The following is a 21,367-nucleotide window of genomic DNA, read 5'->3' as shown; positions in this document are numbered from 1 at the left end:
TGATTACCACTGAATACCGGCACCGAGTGCGGCGGAGTATTCACCCTGGCTATTGGTACTACCTTGTAATTTGTAGACCCAACGACCATTGGCGCTCACCATCGACACACCTAAAGCAACAGCTGATTCACCGTTGTAGGTACCGCCACCAATAGAGGCCATGCTGGCGCCCGGCGTGTAAGCCTGCGGCAGGCCGGTCATCGCCATTGCAGAAGCGATACCACCACTCAGCTTGCTTTCGGTTTTGGACAGTTTGTTATCCATCTCAACCATGCGCTGATCGGTGTATTGCTTTGTTTCCTGCACGCTTTGCTTCAACTGCGCGTAGTTCACCGCGTCGTTGTTGTTCACGCCAGCGGAAACGTTGCTGATACGAGTCGTACCGCCGTTGCCACCACCGAGGGTGATGTTGCTATAGTCGATAGAACCATCAGCTTTGGTGTCATAACGTACACCGCCTGCTTCAGAAGATTTCAACTGCGCAACGTTAACGGCGTCGGTAGCATTTTTACCGGCGGCTACGTTGGTGATACGACGCTGATTGGTAGAAGAACCGACAGAGATCGTATTTTCTTCATCTGCCACGGAACCCGTACCCAGTGCGACGCTGTTATCAGCGGCAGCAATGGAACCGGAACCAATCGCGACACTATCTTGACCCTGCGCGTTGGCATCAACACCTGTCGTGTTGGTCTTGAAGTATTTGGTGCTACCGGTAGTCACGATATCGCCAATACCGTTTTCGATATTGGTGACGCGTGTATCCAGATTCGTGACCTGGGTATTCAGGTTAGTAATGCTCTGGGTGTTTTGCGCCACACGCTCGTCGGTGACTTTCAGCTGCCCAACGTTAACCGCATCAGTATCAGCCGAACCTGCTGCGACGTTGGTGATCTGGCGTTGACCGTCTTCACTGCCCACAGAGAATTCGCCCACAGAGTTCTGCGGTGCATCCATGTTGTAACCGGTGTAGCCAGTCTGCGCGCCACGGGTAGTCTGAGAACCATTACCCATTGCAATACTGTTTGCATGGTTTGCGCGTGCGTTACTGCCGATAGCAATACCGTTGATCGCATCTGCCAGAACCAGAGTGTTCAAGCCGATACCAATACCGGCGTTACCATTAACGATGGTTTTCGCACCCATTGCCAGCGAGTCTTCACCGACTGCCAGTGAATCTTCAGCCGTTGAGTTAGCGTGGAAGTATTTGGTCGGCGTGGTAGCGACTGCACCAATGGCATTCTGCAACTGGCGAACCGTAACGGCGTCATGGGCTTCGGAACCATCGGCTACGTTGATGATTTGACGGTACTTGCCATCATCACCAATCGACAATGCGCCGAGTAATTCACCGTCAGTGGTGTCGTAGCCAATCTCTACGCCATTTTCCGTTACGCTGGTGTTACGAGAACCTTTAACAATTACACGGTCGGAAACAGAGCTGCTACCCAGGGCGATACCCGTGTCAACTTCGCTGATGCTGTCCTGACCAATAGCTACACTGCTGGCACCAGAGGCAACAGCGTTATAGCCTACTGCGGTAGCACCAATACCAGAGGCGCTGGCGTCGTTGAACGCTAAGCCGTCGTCGTTGGTACGCACATAGTTAATACCTGCACCATTCTCTGCGATGTACGTCGTGTCGGTGTTTCCGGCAAGCTGATTGATGATTTGGCTATTCTGCTCGATCAGCAGGTTAGCGGCATTCAGTTGGGAACCGTTGACGGCGTCGGTGCTACCCGCTTCAATCAGACCATCAGCCACATTGGTGATTTTGCTGGCGTTGCCTTTATGGTTGGCGCTGTAGGCACCCGCAGCGTCATCCCACAGCAGGGCATTATCATCGAGCGCATCCAGAGCTTCACCGACGTTGTTGTAACTTCCACCCGCGATTGTATAAGTTGGCGCAGCGATAGAACCGTCAGCGTTAACTTTTGCGTTACCCCCCAGGGCATCAGCAATGTACTTATTGGTGTCGTAGAGTTGCGAACCGTTAATGGCATCGCTGCTGGTATTAGAAACTACACCATCTGCGACGTCAGTAATGACGCTGGCGGTGCCACCGTGTTTGGCGCTAAATTTATTGGCGGTAGTATCCCAGAGCAGAGCATCACCGAGCGAAGCGCTAAATGACGTGTTAATGGCTTCCAGTGCAGCACCGACGTTAGTGTAGGGCTTACCACCAATAGTGTAGGTTGGTCCGGTTAATTCGCCCGTATCGCTGATATCGGCACCACCGCCAAGATAGGTCGTAAAGGAATCAGCTAAACTATAAAGTTGTGAGCCATTAATAGCATCAGAACTGTTGGCTAAGATGTCACCATTTGCAACGTTGGTAATTTTGCTGGCGGTTTTGAGTGTTCCGTGTGCAGCACTGAATGCACCCGCTGTATCACTCCACAGCAGTGAATCGTCACCGAGACTGTCAACAGCGTCAGTCAGGTTGGTGATATTGGTGGTGTTAGTGGCGATATTGGTGGTGTTGGCTGCCACGTTATCGTTGGTGGTTTTCAGCTGAGAGCCGTTAACGGCATCGGTACTGTTAGCCGTCAGGTCACCGGCTTTGACGTTGGTGATTTTGCTGGTGGCCTCGGTGCCGTGCGCGGCGCTGAATGCTTTCGCTGCATCACTCCACAGCAGAGAGTCATCACCGAGACTGTCAACAGCGTCAGTCAGGTTGGTGATATTGGTGGTGTTAGTGGCGATATTGGTGGTATTCGTCGCCACGTTATCGTTGGTGGTTTTCAGCTGAGAGCCGTTAACGGCATCGGTACTGTTAGCCGTCAGGTCACCGGCTTTGACGTTGGTGATTTTGCTCTCTGCATCAGTGCCGTGTGCTGCGCTGAAGGCGTTTTTGGTATCATTCCAAAGCAAAGAGTCCTGCTTCAGGTCATACAATTGCGAGCCGTTAACCGCATCTTTACTGGTTTCTGAAATGGCGCCATCTTTCACATTGATGATTTTGTTTTCTGCTACGGTACTGGCAATCGTACCATCGGCATTTTTGACAATATAACTGGCGCTGAAAGCCCCATTAGATGAGTCCCAGTGCAGGGTTTCATTGTCAAGGTACTGGAGTGCTTCACCAACGTTATTGAAATTCTTTTTCTTCAGTTGATAAGACATCCCCATTATTGTTCCGTTACTGGCTACATCTGCTCCGCCTCCCAGCCTGTCTGCTACCGAGCGGCTAATGGCGTAAAGCTGTGAACCGTTAATGGCTTCTTTACTGTCCGTTGAGATTGTACCTGCCGCCATATTGACGATGCGACGCTGTGCTGAACCAGAGCCGACCGACACAACATTGTCCTCACCTGCTGTAGAGTTTGCACCAATCGCGACGGAATTATTCCCTCCTGCAGAGGATGAACTTCCCAATGCAAGACTGTTTGATCCATCCGCAGAACTTCCTGTCCCGATCGCAATAGCATTTGCGGTTGATGCGCTGCTGTTCTGGCCTAATGCGATGGTGTTTGTGTTTGATGCTTGCGCATTTTGCCCAAAGGCAAGAGCATTTGCCCCAGTAGCCGCTGCTGTATATCCCAGGGCAACAGAACCTTCACCTGTTGAATTACTGTTTGCACCTAATGCCAGACTGTTTTTGCCTCGAGCTTTCGCGTTAGTACCTACAGCCGTCGCATTTTCAGCGGCTTCGCTTTCTGCGCCAATCGTAATGGCATTCGCTGCACTGGCAAGTGATTGTCTGCCTAAAGCGAGGCTGTCTGTGCCGCTAGCTACACTGCTGCGTCCCAGGGCAATCGCGTTTTCTTCAGATGCGACGCTACTTGCTCCCAGCGCCATTGAATATTTTTTTGACGCATTGGCAGAGTCACCGAGGGCGATGCTCATAATCTCTGTAGCTTTAGTGGCATTTCCCAGTGCAATGGCTTTCTCGCCTGCCGCACTACTGCCTCTCCCCACTGCAATGGCATTCAAACCAGCAGCATTGGATTTATCCCCTTGCGCGATCGAATAATCACCACCCGAATTCGCATATCGCCCGAACGCTATCGAAAATCCCCCACCAGCACTTGACGATGCGCCCATAGCGATACTTCGTTGACCTGTTGAGACGGCATTAACGCCGAATGCCATTGAAGCATCGCCAATTGCATGGGTCATTGCGCCAATAGCAGAACTCCAGGCTCCTTCAGCGAAAGATTTATAACCTACAGCAGTACTGGCCCCATCGGCGCTTGTAAAGGCATTTGCCCGTGACTCCTGGCCTATAGTAACCCAGCCAGTTCCTGTTCCAACAGGTGTACCAGGTTCATTACCTGTTGCCAGCGCCCCAAACGACGACAACAACCCACCCGCAACCAGTGCAGAAATTAACAGCTTACTGCGCCCAGATTTCTTGCCACGGCTTTTTGCCGTTTCGCTGGCGACGCTGTAACTGCCCGTTGCCGGATTCCAGATAACTTTAAATATTTTGTTCATTATTGATGCTCTCTATTCCTTGATATAAGCGCAGAAGCTGCATTTATTTTTTGCTTTTTCGCTGCTGAGATGCAGCAGAGTGAAGGTCGTCGAACTGAAGATTTGCCATATTGATGGCGAGTTTCAGGTATTTCAAATTATTGGGTGATACGCCTTTCAGCGTCAGGTTAATGTCTTGCCATTGACCTGGTAATAATTTCAGTGAGGAGTTCATTGAAGTGCTGAAAAGTAATTGCTGCCATTTTGCTAAGTCTTTAGCGTCGGCAGGTTTTTCATTTCCCCACGTGGCATGGAAACCAATATTAGATACGGGAACGCTTAATAAGTTGACCAGTGAAATACGAATGACGCTGCCATTTTCCACGGCATCAATAGACAATATGCGTCCTGCTAAACCGACTGAGCCGTTATTTAAAATGAAGTATTGTGTTTGTGCTGGGTTAAATTCAGTGAAGACGAATTCATCCTGCTTGTCCTTGACTGATTTCACGACGCTGGCAAGCGTTTGGGTACTGGTTATGATGCTATTTTGTTGTTTTTCAAAAATTTCAATTTTACTTTTATATTGCTCTTGCTGCGTTTTTAGCGCGTCTATTTGACTTTGTTGCAACGCTTGCTGTTTGGCAAACTGGTCGATTGAGTTTACTTTTTCAATATAGTCACACCCCGTTAATGCGCAGAGTGATGATATTGTTAACATGCTTGATAGTGCTTTTCTTATGCTCATAGGATGAATTCCTTTTCATAATCCTGATGTGTTAATGACTACGATATAATTATTTTTTATATGAATGATTTAATGTTTCGCATTCACAATGAAAATGTATGAGAGAATTTTTGAGTTAATGAGCATTGAGAATATGTTATTAAATGTCAAATTGTTTGGTTTTGTCGATGATAATGAGTAAATCGCGCGAATTTTAATGATCAGTGTCAATCAATGTCAAATGGTTAACGGAGTAAAAGCGAAGAGGGTAAGGCGTTAATATTTATATGGTGGATGTTTTGAGAAAATAAATGTGATTTTTGTTGAGAAATACAAATAATTAAGCATTGATATATGAGTAATCATATTTAATATTTATATATAGCGCTTTTATTACGCAACATATTTTCAGAATTTGACTTGCGACGCTTATGCAAGCAATCGGGCAACATGGAGCATGCAATGGTAAGAATGTTTGGTATTTGAAACAGGCTCCTGCATATGCCAGCAAGAGCCTGTAGAAATGTGGGAACAGTGGTTACATGGCGCTGAAGGGAACTTAAAACGCAGTCTTTGAGAACCCGGTCATCTCTTCCAGGCCCATTTCACGGCCCAGTGCGGTCATTGGGTGCACAACCACCAGTCCGCGAACACTCTTCTTCAGCTTGCCCATATCAGCTTGTTCTTTTTTGGTAATCGCGCGCTGGAACGGCATCTTCATCAGCTTTTGTGCTTCTTTACTGAGTTTCTGGCTATGAACTTCGCGCAGACGGGCAATTTCAGCTTCCAGCGTGGCTTTCTCTTTTTCCAGCTCGGCATATTTGTCTGCGGCTTCAACCAGCGACAGGTCAGCCTGCTGGTGGCGGATGGCGTCCAGACGATCGCTGAGACGTTTTGATTTCGTTTTTTTCGACTTCTTTCATGTGATGGCTTCTGATAAAGATAAATTTATAGTCCCTAGTATGCGCGACGGGGTGCTTTGTTCACAACTGATGGTGTTGTAATAGTTTTGTTGGGCAACAAATCTTGTGTTCGTAAATTTCATAATTTATTGATTAATAAGAGTATTCTTTGTTGTTGGGGGAGGGCGTTGTGGATTTCGCACGTTTTCCTTAATGTCATTCAGTTCGGGATCTAAACTAAAATTGGCGGCCGCGCATTCCCAGCGCGGGGTAATACGGAGATATTATGATGGGCAAAATAGGTGAAAACGTTCCGCTTTTTATCGATAAAGCCGTAGATTTCATGGCATCAAGCCAGGCGTTTCGGGAGTATCTGAATAAACTTCCCCCTCGTAACGCGATTCCGTCCGATATACCTGAGGAAAGCGTGCCGTTATATCTCCAGCGTCTGGAATATTATCGCCGACTTTATCAGCCGAAGCAGGTTGAGAAGCAGTAATCGCTTACTTTTGAAAGGCTTTTTTTAAGCTGATTTTGGAAATCAGCTCTGTCAGTGAAAGGACCATTGTTGATCGCACAGCTTGTTGGTAACGCTGAACTTGCATCGCGTACAAACTGGAATCCGTTGGTTCAAATTGTGGCGGCGGAGGGATCGCCGCCACGCAGTGCAGCTCGCCAAATGGCCCAATAATTTCATCATCGGTAAAGGCGTACTCGTTACCGTCGTGATTCAGCTCTTCACGTAGCGCCATCAAGAGTTCCGCATCTTCATATTCGTTGCGGCTAATCACGCCAAGCCCATAAATCAGCTTTAAGCGCACGGAAAGGTCGCCCAGCGGACCATCGCCGTCGAGTAACGGTTCTACAGCATACTTCACCGCGTAATCGTCTTTGCGGAATACCTGAAGCACCAGAAGATTCACCGCCTCGGTCAGGAGATCAACGGCGGTGATCAAAAAGCTTCGCACGGTTTTGCCAGCATTCAGACGCTCAAGCACACGGTTTTCAAAGGCCTGGGTTTGTTCCATTGTTGCCTGCATATCTGACAATCTGTTGTTCAGGCGCAGGGTTTTCTGCGCCTGGTCTACCATTATTTTGCGTTATAAGCCGTGACTGCTTCGGCGACTACCTCGCTGTTAGCATCAAGCCCAGAAATTTGCGCCAGCGCTTCCTGCGGGCCTTTCTCGGTAATCAGTGCCGCCAGTTCCTGGGCCTGCGGATCATCTTCACTACGGAAATGCATCGCGGCGGCGATACCTTCAATCAGATTTTTGTGCGGCAAACCGTACTCCAGCGTACCCAACAGCGGTTTTACCAAACGATCGCCAGCGCTCAGTTTACGCAGCGGCTGACGCCCTACACGCTCCACATCATCCTTCAGATACGGATTTTCAAAACGACCGAGGATTTTCTGGATGTATGCTGCATGTTTGTCAGCATCAAAGCCATAGCGCTTGATCAGTACAGCGCCGCTTTCTTCCATCGCACCTTTTACCACTGCACGGATTTTCTCGTCGAGAATTGCATCACGAATGGTCTGATGGCCCGCCAGTTTTCCGAGGTACGCGGTTATAGCATGACCTGTGTTCAGGGTGAAGAGTTTACGCTCGACAAATGCCATCAGGTTGTCTGTTAATTCCATACCTGGGATGTTCGGTAGTGTGCCTTTGAACTGGGTTTTATCAACAATCCATTCGCTGAAGGTTTCTACCGTGACTTCCAGCGGATCGTTAGTTGCAGAAGCGGAAGGCGGTACGATGCGGTCAACGGCGGAATCGACAAAGCCAACATGCTCTTCTACCCACGCTTTGGCATCTTCCGGCAGGGCGTTCATCACATGGCCTTTCAGCTGCGTGGTGCCGCGTACCATGTTTTCACAGGCGATGATGTTCAGCGGGGATTCATTACCTTGTTCTTTACGTTTCACCAGCCCTTTAGCGATGGCAGGAGCTATACGTTCCAGCACGACCGGGCCAACGGCGGTAGTGACTAAATCAACCTGAGCAATCAGATCAACGACATCATCACCAATGCTGCTGACGGCATTTACACCGGAAACGGTATCCACCTGCTCGGTTTCGCCGACCACATGAACCTGATAGCTATGACGGGCATTCAGGGCATCAAGCACCACCTGATTTACATCGGCAAACGTCAGTTGGATACCCGCGTCTGCCAGCAGTTTACCGATAAAGCCACGACCGATATTACCTGCGCCAAAATGTAATGCTTTCATAGTATTAACCTTCATCAATGTTTTTACCCGAGAGGCTGGGGTGAGGCATTTCCCTCACCCAAACCCTCTCCGTGAGGAGAGGGGCAGCGCCGGATGCGGCGTAAACGCCTTATCCGGCCTACAAGAACGTGCAAATTCAACAAATTGCGCTTTGTTTTGTAGGCCTGATAAGCGAAGCGCATCAGGCAATCAGCCCCACCGTCTCCATGTGGAGAGGAGGCAGTGCCGGATGCGGCGTAAACGCCTTATCCAGCCTACAAGAATGTGCAAATTCAACAAACTGCGCTTTGTTTTGTAGGCCTGATAAACGAAGCGCATCAGGCAATCAGCCCCACCTTCTCCATGTGGAGAGGGTGGGATTGGATTACTTACGACCTGCCAGCAGTTCCAGCACTTCATCCACACTGGTGGTGTGTGCCAGACGCTCGATGACGGACTCATCATCCAGTGCGTTGGTCAGACTGGTGATAACCTGAATGTGCTCGTTGTTACGGGCTGCAATACCAATCACCAGACGGGCAATGTCATCTTCTTCTTCACCGAAGCGCACGCCTTCCGGGTACTGGCAGAACACCACGCCCGTTTTCAGTACGCGATCTTTCGCTTCAACCGTACCGTGCGGCACTGCGATAGACTCACCCAGATAAGTCGGGGTCAGTTTTTCACGGTCCAGCATCGCCTGTACGTATTCCGGCTCAACATAACCGCCTTTCACCAGCTGCTCGCCAGCAAAACGAATCGCTTCTTCTTTGGTTGCCGCTTTGCGACCGAGGAAGATGTTCTCTGCACCGAGCTTAAACAGGTTGGCGCTGGAATCGTCAAAGCTGTCTTTCAGGCTGTCTTTTACTTTCTCTTCGTTTTCAGTATGACGCTGGGCAGCAACCAGACGTTCGGTCAGGCTGGTGTACAGGCCGCTGTCGAGGAAGTTAGTCAGCGAAATATGCTGTGCCTGCGGCACCTGGCGCATAGCGCGTTCAGTCAGGTCACGGTGAGTGATGACCAGATCCACATCCGGCGGCAGGTTGTTGATCGCGCTGTTAGTAACAGAAATCTGCGACAGACCTGCATCCTGAATTTTCTTACGCAGCACACCTGCGCCCATCGCACTGGAACCCATACCGGCGTCACAGGCAACGATGATTTTACGTACGTGGCTCAGGTCGTTAGTCACATCGCCAGCAGACAGCGGAGACGCGCCTTTAGACTCAGCTTTCATTTCCTGAACGCGACGTGCAGCAGCTTCAATGTCATCCTCTTCTTTTACTTTGCTGGTTTTCAGCAAAATAGCAGAGACAACGAAGGACACTGCCATCGCCGCACACACACCCGCGATGTTAGCGAAGTAAGCACCTTTTGGCGTCATCGCCAGTACCGCGAGGATAGAACCCGGAGATGCCGGAGAAACCAGACCACCGCCCAGAATAGTCAGCGTGAACACGCCAGTCATACCGCCGAGGATAACGGCCAGAATCAGACGCGGATTCATCAACACATACGGGAAGTAAATTTCGTGGATACCACCCAGGAAGTGGATGATTGCCGCACCGCCCGCAGACTGTTTAGCGCTACCACGACCAAAGAACATGTACGCCAGCAGCACGCCCATACCTGGACCTGGGTTAGCTTCAATCAGGAAGAATATGGATTTACCCAGTTCATGGGACTGCTGAATACCCAGCGGCGAGAAGATACCGTGGTTAATGGCGTTGTTGAGGAACAGGATTTTCGCTGGCTCAACAAAGATGGACGCCAGCGGCAGCATGTCATGGACAACCATGAAGTTACGCCCGCAGCCAGCATTTTGGACAGGGCTTCAACCAGCGGACCAATCCCCATGAATGCCAGAATAGCGAGGATCATCCCCATGATACCGGCAGAGAAGTTGTTCACCAGCATCTCAAAACCGGATTTGATTTTACCGTCTACCCAGCGGTCGAAATGCTTAATGCACCAGCCACCCAGCGGACCTGCAATCATAGAACCGAGGAACATCGGCATATCTGCGCCGACGATAACGCCCATGGTGGTGATGGCACCGACTACGCCGCCACGTTCGCCGCCTACCAGCTTACCACCGGTATAACCGATCAGCAGCGGCAGGAGATAGGTGATCATCGGCCCGACCAGCTTCGCCAGCGTTTCGTTCGGTAACCACCCTGTTGGAATAAATAACGCGGTGATGATACCCCACGCGATAAACGCGCCGATATTCGGCATCACCATGTTGCTGAGGAAACGACCAAAGCTTTGCACTTTGATCTTAATATCGGATGACATAAAAACACCCCTTCTTATGTTTGCTGTCGCGCAGGCTGGAAGCCCGAGGTTTTTTGTTAATGTGGCGGCAGAGGTAGCCGGACCTTGTAGATACTGCGAAATCTGGCACTGAATCGGTTAACTGTCCAGTTGATGGTCTTTTGTGTGATGTCAGTCACATAAATATAGGGGGTAGAGAGGTAATTGACGTGATGTTCATCACAAAACGCTTGTGTAAAAAAGCAACAAGACGGTGATTTTCGCTAAAAATGGCATTTAAATGTGAGTAACGTCACATTTTTGTTTTGACGGTTTGTTGAATCTTTGTGATCTAAGTCACAAGATATTTTCTTACGGCGTTTACCTGATGTGATCTACAGCATGTTATTCCTTAGTCATAAATTCGTTATGTAACTAAGCAACTCATCACATCTAAAAATTATTCTTCGGTGTTATGGCGAGAATCGCAAACCCGGATTATTGTCAAATAATCAGCCTGACTCCCCTCTGGCTGCCAGCCCATAACAACTCTGATAAGCGTGAATTCGAGGCAGCTATGTTTCTAAACTATTTCGCGTTGGGAGTGCTGATCTTCGTCTTTCTGGTGATTTTTTATGGAATCATCGCGATACATGACATCCCTTATCTGATTGCCAAAAAGCGCAACCATCCCCATGCCGACGCTATTCATACGGCGGGCTGGGTGAGCCTGTTTACTCTGCACGTTATCTGGCCGTTCCTGTGGATCTGGGCGACGCTCTACCAGCCAGAGCGCGGCTGGGGCATGCAGTCGCATACTACGCCGCAAGAGAGGGCGCCTGACCCGGACATCGCTGCGCTTTCTGACCGTATCTCCCGGCTGGAACATCAACTCGCCGCCGAGAAAAAACCTGACTACTCCACGTTTCCGGAGATCTAATCATGGATCTGTTGATTGTCTTAACTTACGTGGCGCTGGCGTGGGCGGTCTTTAAAATCTTCCGCATTCCGGTGAATCAGTGGACGCTGGCGACGGCGGCGCTCGGCGGTGTGTTTTTGGTGAGTGGTTTGATTTTATTGATGAATTATAACCATCCCTACACTTTTACGGCGCAAAAGGCAGTGATAGCTATCCCCATTACGCCACAGGTGACGGGGATCGTGACTGAAGTCACCGATAAAAATAATCAGCTTATTCAGAAGGGCGAGGTGCTTTTTAAGCTCGACCCGGTACGTTACCAGGCGCGAGTAGACAGACTTCAGGCTGATCTGATGACGGCGACGCATAACATCAAAACGCTGCGGGCGCAGCTCACTGAAGCGCAGGCTAACACCACTCAGGTTTCAGCGGAGCGCGATCGGCTGTTTAAAAATTATCAACGCTACCTGAAAGGTAGCCAGGCGGCAGTGAATCCGTTCTCGGAACGTGACATCGACGATGCGCGGCAGAATTTTCTCGCGCAGGATGCGTTAGTGAAAGGCTCGGTGGCGGAGCAGGCGCAGATCCAGAGCCAGCTCGACAGCATGGTTAACGGCGAGCAATCGCAGATTGTGAGCTTAAGAGCGCAACTTACTGAAGCAAAATATAATCTTGAGCAGACTGTCATTCGCGCGCCGAGCAACGGCTACGTTACTCAGGTACTGATCCGCCCAGGTACATACGCAGCTGCCTTGCCGCTGCGTCCGGTGATGGTTTTCATCCCCGAGCAAAAACGGCAAATTGTCGCCCAATTTCGGCAAAACTCGCTGTTACGTCTGAAACCCGGCGATGATGCGGAAGTAGTGTTTAACGCGCTACCTGGGCAGGTGTTCCACGGCAAACTGACCAGTATTTTACCTGTCGTGCCTGGCGGTTCGTATCAGGCGCAGGGGGTACTGCAATCATTAACGGTCGTGCCCGGCACGGACGGTGTGCTGGGAACCATTGAACTGGATCCTAACGATGATATCGATGCCTTACCCGACGGCATCTACGCCCAGGTGGCAGTTTACTCCGACCATTTCAGCCATGTTTCGGTGATGCGGAAGGTACTGCTAAGAATGACCAGTTGGATGCATTATCTTTATTTGGATCATTGAGACTTATATCACCTGTGTTTTGCGTGAGCCTGGGCCATACTGATATTTTTCCTCGCACAAAGGACTCGGCATGAAACTCGTCGGTAGCTACACCAGCCCGTTTGTACGCAAACTTTCTATTCTGTTGTTAGAAAAGGGCATAACTTTCGAATTTATTAATGAACTGCCCTATAACGCGGACAATGGCGTGGCGCAATTTAACCCGTTAGGGAAAGTGCCGGTGCTGGTGACCGAAGATGGCGAATGCTGGTTTGATTCGCCGATCATCGCTGAATATATTGAATTAATGAATGTCGCTCCGGCGATGTTGCCGCGCGATCCGCTGGAGTCGTTGCGGGTGCGCAAAATTGAGGCGCTGGCCGACGGCATTATGGATGCCGGGCTGGTGTCGGTGCGTGAACAGGCGCGTCCGGCGGCGCAGCAGTCTGAAGATGAATTGTTACGTCAGCGAGAGAAAATCAACCGCAGCCTGGATGTGCTGGAAGGATATCTGGTCGATGGCACGCTCAAAACCGATACGGTCAATCTGGCGACTATCGCCATTGCCTGCGCCGTTGGATATCTCAATTTCCGCCGCGTTGCGCCAGGCTGGTGTGTCGACCGCCCACACTTAGTCAAACTGGTCGAGAATCTCTTTAGCCGCGAAAGCTTCGCTCGCACCGAACCGCCAAAGGCTTGATGCGCGATATGTCCTCCTGACGCTTCTCACGTTACAATCCGTGGTTATGTTAAACGCCCTTCTCCGTGCGAGAGGGCCTTGATGAGCCTGGTTTCCTATGACAACCGAAACGCGTTCCCTCTATAGTCAGCTTCCAGCTATCGATCGCTTATTGCGTGATAGTTCTTTCCTTTCTTTGCGTGATACTTATGGCCATACCCGTGTCGTGGAGCTGCTGCGTCAGATGCTCGACGAAGCGCGGGAAATGATTCGTGACAGCCAGTCGCTGCCTGCATGGTGTGAAAACTGGGCGCAAGAGGTTGATGCTCGTCTGGCGAAAGAGGCGCAGAGCGCGCTGCGTCCGGTGATCAACCTGACGGGAACCGTGCTGCATACCAACCTTGGGCGAGCTTTACAGGCGGAAGCCGCGGTGGAAGCCGTTGCGCAGGCTATGCGTTCGCCAGTGACCCTCGAGTACGATCTGGATGACGCCGGACGCGGGCATCGCGATCGTGCGCTGGCGCAGTTGTTATGTCGCATCACCGGCGCAGAAGATGCCTGTATCGTCAATAACAATGCGGCGGCGGTGCTGCTGATGTTGGCAGCAACTGCCAGTGGTAAAGAAGTGGTGGTTTCTCGCGGCGAACTGGTGGAGATTGGCGGCGCGTTTCGTATTCCTGATGTCATGCGCCAGGCGGGCTGCACCCTACACGAAGTAGGGACCACCAACCGCACGCACGCGAATGATTATCGTCAGGCGGTGAATGAAAATACCGCACTGTTGATGAAAGTACATACCAGTAACTACAGCATTCAGGGGTTCACCAAAGCGATAGACGAAGCGGAACTGGTGGCGCTCGGCAAAGAACTGGATGTTCCCGTGGTGACTGATTTAGGCAGTGGTTCGCTGGTGGATCTCAGTCAGTATGGTTTGCCAAAAGAGCCGATGCCGCAGGAGTTGATTGCGGCGGGCGTCAGCCTGGTGAGCTTCTCCGGCGACAAGCTGTTAGGCGGGCCGCAGGCAGGGATTATCGTTGGTAAAAAAGAGATGATCGCGCGTTTGCAGAGTCACCCGCTGAAACGTGCATTACGTGCAGATAAAATGACTCTCGCGGCGCTGGAAGCCACGTTGCGTCTTTATTTACACCCTGAAGCACTGAGTGAAAAATTACCGACCCTGCGTCTGCTTACTCGCAGCGCAGAGGTCATTCAAATCCAGGCGCAACGGTTACAGGCACCCCTTGCCGCTCACTATGGCGCGGAGTTTGCGGTACAGGTTATGCCATGCCTTTCGCAGATTGGCAGTGGTTCGCTGCCGGTGGATCGTCTGCCGAGCGCGGCGTTGACGTTTACGCCTCATGACGGACGCGGTAGTCACCTTGAGTCATTAGCCGCCCGCTGGCGTGAATTGCCGATTCCGGTGATTGGTCGTATTTATGACGGACGATTGTGGCTGGATTTACGCTGCCTTGAAGATGAGCAACGGTTTTTGGAGATGTTGTTGAAATGATTATTGCGACTGCCGGACACGTTGACCACGGCAAAACAACCTTATTGCAGGCGATTACGGGCGTAAATGCCGACCGTCTGCCGGAAGAAAAGAAACGTGGGATGACCATCGATCTCGGCTATGCCTACTGGCCGCAGCCGGATGGACGCGTGCCTGGTTTTATCGACGTACCCGGCCATGAAAAGTTTCTTTCTAATATGCTGGCGGGCGTCGGAGGTATCGATCACGCGTTGCTGGTGGTGGCGTGCGATGACGGCGTGATGGCACAGACCCGTGAGCATCTGGCGATTTTGCAGCTTACCGGTAACCCGATGCTGACAGTGGCCCTGACTAAAGCCGATCGCGTGGACGAAGCGCGTGTTGATGAGGTTGAACGCCAGGTAAAGGAGGTGCTGCGGGAATACGGTTTTGCTGAGGCAAAACTGTTTATCACCGCAGCGACCGAAGGACGGGGAATTGATGCCCTGCGCGAACATCTGCTTCAGTTGCCAGAACGTGAACACGCCAGCCAACATAGTTTCCGCCTCGCTATCGACCGCGCATTTACCGTAAAAGGTGCCGGGCTGGTGGTCACCGGTACGGCGTTAAGCGGGGAAGTGAAGGTAGGCGATTCACTATGGCTGACGGGTGTAAATAAACCGATGCGCGTGCGTGCACTGCATGCGCAAAACCAGCCAACTGAAACCGCCCATGCCGGGCAGCGTATCGCGCTTAACATCGCTGGTGATGCGGAAAAAGAACAGATTAACCGTGGCGACTGGCTGCTTGCCGATGTGCCGCCAGAGCCGTTCACACGAGTGATTGTCGAGTTACAAACCCATACGCCGCTGACCCAGTGGCAGCCGCTGCATATTCACCACGCCGCCAGCCACGTTACGGGACACGTTTCGCTGCTGGAAGATAACCTTGCCGAACTGGTGTTCGACACGCCGCTGTGGCTGGCGGATAACGATCGCCTGGTGCTGCGCGATATCTCTGCCCGCAACACGTTGGCGGGGGCGCGCGTGGTGATGCTTAACCCGCCGCGTCGCGGTAAACGTAAGCCGGAATATCTGCAATGGCTGGCGTCACTGGCACGCACACAAAGCGATGCCGACGCACTGACCGTTCATCTGGAGCGCGGTGCGGTTAACCTTGCCGATTTCGCCTGGGCGCGTCAGCTCAATGGTGAAGGGATGCGCGAATTACTGCAACAGCCGGGCTATATTCAGGCTGGTTACAGTTTGTTGAACGCTCCAGTTGCCGCCCGCTGGCAACGTAAAATTCTCGACACATTAGCAACTTATCATGAGCAACATCGCGATGAACCTGGTCCAGGACGCGAGCGTCTGCGGCGCATGGCGTTGCCGATGGAAGATGAAGCACTGGTGCTGTTGCTGATTGAAAAGATGCGCGAAAGCGGCGACATTCACAGCCATCATGGTTGGCTGCATCTGCCGGACCACAAAGCGGGATTTAGCGAAGAGCAGCAAGCAATCTGGCAAAAAGTGGAACCGCTGTTTGGCAACGAGCCGTGGTGGGTGCGTGACCTGGCAAAAGAGACGGGAACTGACGAACAGGCAATGCGTCTGACGCTACGCCAGGCGGCGCAGCAGGGGATAATTACGGCGATCGTTAAAGATCGTTATTACCGTAACGATCGGATTGTCGAGTTTGCCAATATGATCCGCGATCTCGATCAGGAGTGTGGTTCAACCTGCGCGGCGGATTTCCGCGATCGTTTAGGTGTTGGTCGAAAGCTGGCAATTCAGATTCTGGAATATTTTGACCGCATTGGTTTTACGCGTCGTCGGGGAAATGATCATCTATTGCGTGACGCATTATTATTTCCGGAAAAATAAGGAAATGATTAATTAAGTTTTAAAATAAATTAATACAAAATTCTTATGAATTTAAAAAAGCACATTGTTTAATGAATACAATGTGCTTTTTATTAGATTAATTTTGCTAAATAATAATACTGATCATATTTTCGAATGAAAATCCTCAGTAAGCTGCCCGCCCTTTTTTACACTTTCAGGAGTGTGTTATGGCAGCTTCAACCTTTTTTATTCCTTCTGTGAATGTCATCGGCGCTGATTCATTGGCTGATGCAATGAATATGATGGCAGAATATGGGTTTCGCCGTACATTGATTGTCACTGACAGTATGTTAACGAAATTAGGTATGGCGGGCGATGTGCAAAAAGCACTGGAAGAACGCAATATTTTTAGCGTTATTTATGATGGCACCCAACCTAACCCCACCACGGAAAACGTCGCCGCAGGTTTGAAATTACTTAAAGAAAATAATTGCGATAGCGTGATTTCCTTAGGCGGCGGTTCTCCGCACGACTGCGCAAAAGGTATTGCGCTGGTGGCAGCCAATGGCGGCGATATTCGCGATTACGAAGGCGTTGACCGCTCTGCAAAACCGCAACTGCCGATGATCGCCATCAATACCACGGCGGGTACGGCCTCTGAAATGACTCGTTTCTGCATCATCACTGACGAAGCGCGTCACATCAAAATGGCGATTGTTGATAAACATGTAACTCCGCTACTTTCTGTCAATGACTCCTCTCTGATGGTCGGTATGCCGAAGTCACTGACCGCCGCAACGGGTATGGATGCCTTAACGCACGCTATCGAAGCGTATGTTTCTATTGCCGCCACGCCGATCACTGACGCTTGTGCACTGAAAGCCGTGACCATGATTGCCGAAAACCTGCCGTTAGCCGTTGAAGATGGCAGTAATGCGAAAGCGCGTGAAGCAATGGCTTATGCCCAGTTCCTCGCAGGTATGGCGTTCAATAATGCTTCTCTGGGTTATGTTCATGCGATGGCGCACCAGCTGGGCGGTTTCTACAACCTGCCACACGGTGTATGTAACGCCGTTCTGCTGCCGCACGTTCAGGTATTCAATAGCAAAGTCGCTGCTGCACGTCTGCGTGACTGCGCCGCTGCAATGGGCGTGAACGTGACAGGTAAAAACGACGCGGAAGGTGCTGAAGCCTGCATTAACGCCATCCGTGAACTGGCGAAGAAAGTGGATATCCCGGCAGGCCTACGCGACCTGAACGTGAAAGAAGAAGATTTCGCGGTTCTGGCGACTAATGCCCTGAAAGATGCCTGTGGCTTTACTAACCCGATCCAGGCAACTCACGAAGAAATTGTGGCGATTTATCGCGCCGCAATGTAATCCCCATTCTCCTGCGGCTGGCGTGTTGTCAGCCGCTATCTCAAAATTTGCGATTTTTGAGATAGTTTCTTTAGTCTGCTATACACTATCTCAATATTGCGCTTTTTTGAGATAAGTAAATGGCTATCAAATCACCTCCCAGACTGATTCCTTTATCACACTTATCGGGTGAGGAACTCCAGGCCCACTTGCGCTTTAACCGGGTTACCGATGAAAAAGGACGTTATCTGCCTTTTGATGAGTTGCAGTACCGCATCAAAAAAGGGGAAAACATTGAAGTGGCGTGGACGCTTACCCGACTGGCGCGCAACGCGGCGATCCAGCGAATCAATTATTGCAATGAAGCGGGTGAGCAGGCCGGATTCAACATTACGCCAGTGATTGCAGAAGCGTGCGAGCTTGTCGACAAACATGCAACCGCGCTGGCGCTGAAAGATCAGACTGAACGGTTACGCGGGGCGGGCGCCGAGTTAAGCCAGTTACGCCTGGAAGAGCCGATTACCAGTTCCCAACTGGAAGGTGCGAATACCACGACGCTGGTGGCGAGAAAAATGCTGGAAACAGGGCGGGCACCGCGCACTGAAGACGAGCATATGATTGCGGGAAATGCCCGGCTGATGGCGGAAATTCCGCAATTACTGACAGAACCGCTTACACCTGCGCTTATACGTCAGTTACATGCTATTGGTATGGGAGGAATAAATGACGCGAAATATCGTCCGGGTGAATTTCGTGAAACAGATGATGTCGTGATCGCCGATTATGACGGCAATATTGTGCATCAACCGCCCGCTGCGGCATTGTTGCCGGAACGACTGGAAAAAGTTTGCCAGTGGTTAAACAGCCATGAAGGGTATATTCATCCGCTGGTCCGCGCCTGCATTCTGCATTTTATGCTGGCCCATGAACATCCGTTTCGCGATGGCAACGGGCGCACCAGTCGGGCGCTGTTTTACTGGTATATGCTGAAATCGGGCTACGATGTCTTTAAATATATTTCCATCAGCCGTTTGCTTCATGTTGCACCAGTCAAATATGCCGCCAGCTACCAGTACACTGAATCAGATGGTATGGATCTGACTTATTTCCTTGAATATCAGGCGGGTGTCATTAAACGTGCTGTGCAAAACTGGCAGCAGCATATTGATGAAATTATGCAACGAAGCGCAAAACTTGACCGCCTATTGTTTAGTTCTGGTGTGCTTAGGCGACTGAATCCGCGTCAGGTGACGCTTCTGAATGTGATGCTCGCCAATCCGGGGAAAGAGTACACAGTTTCTGAAACCAGCGCGAGTCTGGGCGTCTCTGATAATACAGCGCGAACTGATTTACGGACGATTGTTAAAGAAGGATTTGCGCAAGAGAAGAAAATTAATGACCAGCAAGTAGTATACGTCGCACATTACCCGCTGTAGTCCTTGCCAGTAAATTCGTGATAGCCGTCGTAAAGCTGTTACCGACTGGCGAAGATTTCGCCAGTCACGTCTACCCTTGTTATACCTCACACCGCAAGGAGACGATCATGACCAACAATCCCCCTTCAGCACAGATTAAGCCCGGCGAGTATGGTTTCCCCCTCAAGTTAAAAGCCCGCTATGACAACTTTATTGGCGGCGAGTGGGTCGCGCCCGCCGATGGCGAGTATTACCAGAACCTGACGCCGGTAACCGGGCAGTTGTTGTGCGAAGTGGCGTCTTCGGGCAAACGAGATATCGATCTGGCGCTGGATGCTGCGCATAAAGTGAAAGATAAATGGGCGCATACCTCGGTGCAGGATCGCGCAGCGATTCTGTTTAAGATTGCCGATCGGATGGAGCAGAACCTCGAGCTGTTAGCGACGGCTGAAACCTGGGATAACGGCAAACCCATTCGCGAAACCAGTGCTGCCGATGTGCCGCTGGCGATTGACCATTTCCGCTATTTCGCCTCGTGTATTCGGGCGCAGGAAGGCGGGATCAGTGAAGTTGATAGCGAAACCGTGGCTTATCACTTCCACGAACCGTTAGGTGTGGTGGGGCAGATTATCCCGTGGAACTTCCCGCTGCTGATGGCGAGCTGGAAAATGGCTCCCGCGCTGGCGGCGGGCAACTGCGTGGTGCTGAAACCCGCACGACTTACCCCGCTTTCTGTACTGCTGCTAATGGAAATTGTCGGTGATTTACTGCCGCCGGGCGTGGTGAACGTGGTCAACGGTGCGGGCGGCGAAATTGGTGAATATCTGGCGACTTCAAAACGTATTGCCAAAGTGGCATTTACTGGCTCAACGGAAGTGGGTCAGCAGATTATGCAGTACGCCACGCAAAACATTATTCCAGTAACCCTGGAGCTGGGCGGCAAATCGCCAAATATCTTCTTTGCTGACGTGATGGATGAAGAAGATGCCTTTTTCGATAAGGCGCTGGAAGGCTTTGCATTGTTTGCTTTTAACCAGGGCGAGGTCTGTACCTGCCCAAGCCGTGCTTTAGTGCAGGAGTCTATCTACGAACGCTTCATGGAACGCGCCATCCGCCGTGTTGAAAGCATTCGTAGCGGTAACCCGCTCGACAGTGTGACGCAAATGGGCGCGCAGGTTTCTCACGGGCAACTGGAAACCATCCTCAATTACATTGATATCGGTAAAAAAGAGGGCGCAGATGTGCTCACCGGCGGGCGGCGCAAGCTGCTGGAAGGCGAGCTGAAAGACGGTTACTACCTTGAACCGACTATCCTGTTTGGTCAGAACAATATGCGTGTTTTCCAGGAAGAAATTTTTGGCCCGGTGCTGGCGGTAACCACCTTCAAAACGATGGACGAGGCGCTGGAGCTGGCGAACGACACGCAATATGGCCTGGGCGCAGGCGTCTGGAGTCGTAACGGCAATCTGGCCTATAAGATGGGGCGCGGCATTCAGGCCGGGCGCGTGTGGACCAACTGTTATCACGCTTACCCGGCACACGCAGCGTTTGGCGGCTACAAACAGTCGGGCATCGGACGCGAAACCCATAAGATGATGCTGGAGCATTATCAGCAAACCAAGTGTCTGCTGGTGAGCTACTCGGATAAACCGTTGGGGCTGTTCTGATGTGAAAAACGGGTCGCATCGGGTATTCATTGCCTGATGCGACGCTTACGCGTCTTATCATGCCTACGGGGACCTGACCGTAGGCCGGATAAGGCGTACACGCCGCATCCGGCATAAACAAAGCGCACGTTGTTACAATTTACGTTTTAAACCTACGTGCGCAATAACCCAGACTACGCCAACAGAAGTGCGTTTCTGGGGCGTGTTTTGCCAGGAGTTTAATCTCGCGTTTCGATGGTGAGCGGGCAAACCAGGCCGTAAATCACCATTGGTGTTCCGAGACCAATCAATAATAAACGGTAGATAATTGAAGGTTTAATACGCTTAATCTGTACTGTGGATGTTTTACTGGAGTTATT

13 protein-coding genes and 2 pseudogenes are annotated in these 21,367 nt (G+C 51.0%); 9 read left to right on the top strand and 6 right to left on the bottom strand.

Going from position 1 to position 21,367, the window contains the following annotated elements:
• Window positions 1-3 precede the first annotated feature (3 nt).
• The 3 genes and pseudogenes from CRI63_RS08845 to CRI63_RS08835 all read right to left on the bottom strand — a co-directional run bounded on the left by CRI63_RS08845 (window position 4) and on the right by CRI63_RS08835 (window position 6,069).
• Window positions 4-4,440, bottom strand: coding sequence for a YadA-like family protein (locus CRI63_RS08845; protein ID WP_135519256.1), 4,437 nt, complete (start codon window positions 4,438-4,440; stop codon window positions 4-6).
• 43 nt (window positions 4,441-4,483) lie between these two features.
• Window positions 4,484-5,167 (bottom strand): DUF3251 domain-containing protein, encoded by a 684-nt coding sequence (locus CRI63_RS08840; protein ID WP_135403693.1) that lies wholly within the window; start codon window positions 5,165-5,167, stop codon window positions 4,484-4,486.
• A gap of 538 nt (window positions 5,168-5,705) precedes the next feature.
• Window positions 5,706-6,069 (bottom strand): annotated as a pseudogene (locus CRI63_RS08835) (YibL family ribosome-associated protein).
• 268 nt (window positions 6,070-6,337) lie between these two features.
• On the opposite strand from CRI63_RS08835, the gene yibT reads away from it, so the two are divergent.
• Window positions 6,338-6,547 (top strand): protein YibT, encoded by a 210-nt coding sequence (yibT, locus tag CRI63_RS08830; protein ID WP_130215337.1) that lies wholly within the window; start codon window positions 6,338-6,340, stop codon window positions 6,545-6,547.
• Window positions 6,548-6,551: 4 nt separating this feature from the next.
• On the opposite strand, the gene mtlR is transcribed toward yibT, so the two are convergent.
• The 3 genes and pseudogenes from mtlR to mtlA form a co-directional block, all read right to left on the bottom strand.
• Window positions 6,552-7,139, bottom strand: a complete 588-nt coding sequence (mtlR, locus tag CRI63_RS08825) for a mannitol operon repressor MtlR (RefSeq protein WP_130215204.1) — start codon at window positions 7,137-7,139, stop codon at window positions 6,552-6,554.
• Complete coding sequence (gene mtlD / locus CRI63_RS08820) at window positions 7,139-8,284, bottom strand: mannitol-1-phosphate 5-dehydrogenase (RefSeq protein WP_130206670.1); 1,146 nt, start codon at window positions 8,282-8,284, stop codon at window positions 7,139-7,141. The genes mtlR and mtlD overlap by 1 nt, the downstream gene beginning before the upstream one ends.
• A 364-nt stretch (window positions 8,285-8,648) precedes the next feature.
• Window positions 8,649-10,561, bottom strand: a pseudogene (gene mtlA / locus CRI63_RS08815) (PTS mannitol transporter subunit IICBA).
• Window positions 10,562-11,096: 535 nt separating this feature from the next.
• On the opposite strand from mtlA, the gene CRI63_RS08810 reads away from it, so the two are divergent.
• The 8 genes from CRI63_RS08810 (at window position 11,097) to aldB (ending at window position 21,008) form a co-directional block, all read left to right on the top strand.
• A complete protein-coding gene (locus tag CRI63_RS08810; protein ID WP_130215208.1) occupies window positions 11,097-11,459 on the top strand; it encodes a DUF3302 domain-containing protein in 363 nt (120 codons plus the stop codon).
• Window positions 11,460-11,461: 2 nt separating this feature from the next.
• Window positions 11,462-12,598 carry an HlyD family secretion protein gene (locus CRI63_RS08805; RefSeq protein ID WP_000364939.1) on the top strand — a complete coding sequence of 379 codons (1,137 nt, stop codon included), beginning with the start codon at window positions 11,462-11,464 and terminating at the stop codon, window positions 12,596-12,598.
• Between the two features lie 70 nt (window positions 12,599-12,668).
• Window positions 12,669-13,277, top strand: a complete 609-nt coding sequence (locus CRI63_RS08800; protein ID WP_135385259.1) for a glutathione S-transferase — start codon at window positions 12,669-12,671, stop codon at window positions 13,275-13,277.
• Between the two features lie 97 nt (window positions 13,278-13,374).
• Window positions 13,375-14,766, top strand: a complete 1,392-nt coding sequence (selA, locus tag CRI63_RS08795) for an L-seryl-tRNA(Sec) selenium transferase (RefSeq protein WP_135403690.1) — start codon at window positions 13,375-13,377, stop codon at window positions 14,764-14,766.
• The gene (selB, locus tag CRI63_RS08790; RefSeq protein WP_135519254.1) at window positions 14,763-16,607 is read left to right on the top strand and encodes a selenocysteine-specific translation elongation factor; all 1,845 of its coding nucleotides are present in this window, start codon (window positions 14,763-14,765) and stop codon (window positions 16,605-16,607) included. The genes selA and selB overlap by 4 nt, the downstream gene beginning before the upstream one ends.
• Window positions 16,608-16,795: 188 nt before the next feature.
• Complete coding sequence (gene yiaY / locus CRI63_RS08785; protein ID WP_135487037.1) at window positions 16,796-17,947, top strand: L-threonine dehydrogenase; 1,152 nt, start codon at window positions 16,796-16,798, stop codon at window positions 17,945-17,947.
• Between the two features lie 119 nt (window positions 17,948-18,066).
• Window positions 18,067-19,362, top strand: a complete 1,296-nt coding sequence (locus tag CRI63_RS08780) for a Fic family protein (protein WP_135487038.1) — start codon at window positions 18,067-18,069, stop codon at window positions 19,360-19,362.
• A gap of 107 nt (window positions 19,363-19,469) precedes the next feature.
• Complete coding sequence (aldB, locus tag CRI63_RS08775) at window positions 19,470-21,008, top strand: aldehyde dehydrogenase AldB (protein ID WP_000183976.1); 1,539 nt, start codon at window positions 19,470-19,472, stop codon at window positions 21,006-21,008.
• The last annotated feature ends 359 nt before the right edge of the window (window positions 21,009-21,367 follow it).

This window comes from Escherichia sp. E2661, from assembly GCF_004745185.1.
Classification (GTDB): domain Bacteria; phylum Pseudomonadota; class Gammaproteobacteria; order Enterobacterales; family Enterobacteriaceae; genus Escherichia.
Note: the sequence above shows the minus strand (reverse complement) of the source record. Positions and strands in the feature narration are given on the sequence as shown.

Coding starts and splice junctions, on each gene's coding strand:
- CRI63_RS08840 (WP_135403693.1), bottom strand. CDS start 5,167: ATGAGCATAAGAAAAGCACTATCAAGCATGTTAACAATATCATCACTC.
- yibT (WP_130215337.1), top strand. CDS start 6,338: ATGGGCAAAATAGGTGAAAACGTTCCGCTTTTTATCGATAAAGCCGTA.
- yiaY (WP_135487037.1), top strand. CDS start 16,796: ATGGCAGCTTCAACCTTTTTTATTCCTTCTGTGAATGTCATCGGCGCT.
- mtlD (WP_130206670.1), bottom strand. CDS start 8,284: ATGAAAGCATTACATTTTGGCGCAGGTAATATCGGTCGTGGCTTTATC.
- selA (WP_135403690.1), top strand. CDS start 13,375: ATGACAACCGAAACGCGTTCCCTCTATAGTCAGCTTCCAGCTATCGAT.
- CRI63_RS08845 (WP_135519256.1), bottom strand. CDS start 4,440: ATGAACAAAATATTTAAAGTTATCTGGAATCCGGCAACGGGCAGTTAC.
- mtlR (WP_130215204.1), bottom strand. CDS start 7,139: ATGGTAGACCAGGCGCAGAAAACCCTGCGCCTGAACAACAGATTGTCA.
- aldB (WP_000183976.1), top strand. CDS start 19,470: ATGACCAACAATCCCCCTTCAGCACAGATTAAGCCCGGCGAGTATGGT.
- CRI63_RS08780 (WP_135487038.1), top strand. CDS start 18,067: ATGGCTATCAAATCACCTCCCAGACTGATTCCTTTATCACACTTATCG.
- CRI63_RS08800 (WP_135385259.1), top strand. CDS start 12,669: ATGAAACTCGTCGGTAGCTACACCAGCCCGTTTGTACGCAAACTTTCT.
- CRI63_RS08805 (WP_000364939.1), top strand. CDS start 11,462: ATGGATCTGTTGATTGTCTTAACTTACGTGGCGCTGGCGTGGGCGGTC.
- CRI63_RS08810 (WP_130215208.1), top strand. CDS start 11,097: ATGTTTCTAAACTATTTCGCGTTGGGAGTGCTGATCTTCGTCTTTCTG.
- selB (WP_135519254.1), top strand. CDS start 14,763: ATGATTATTGCGACTGCCGGACACGTTGACCACGGCAAAACAACCTTA.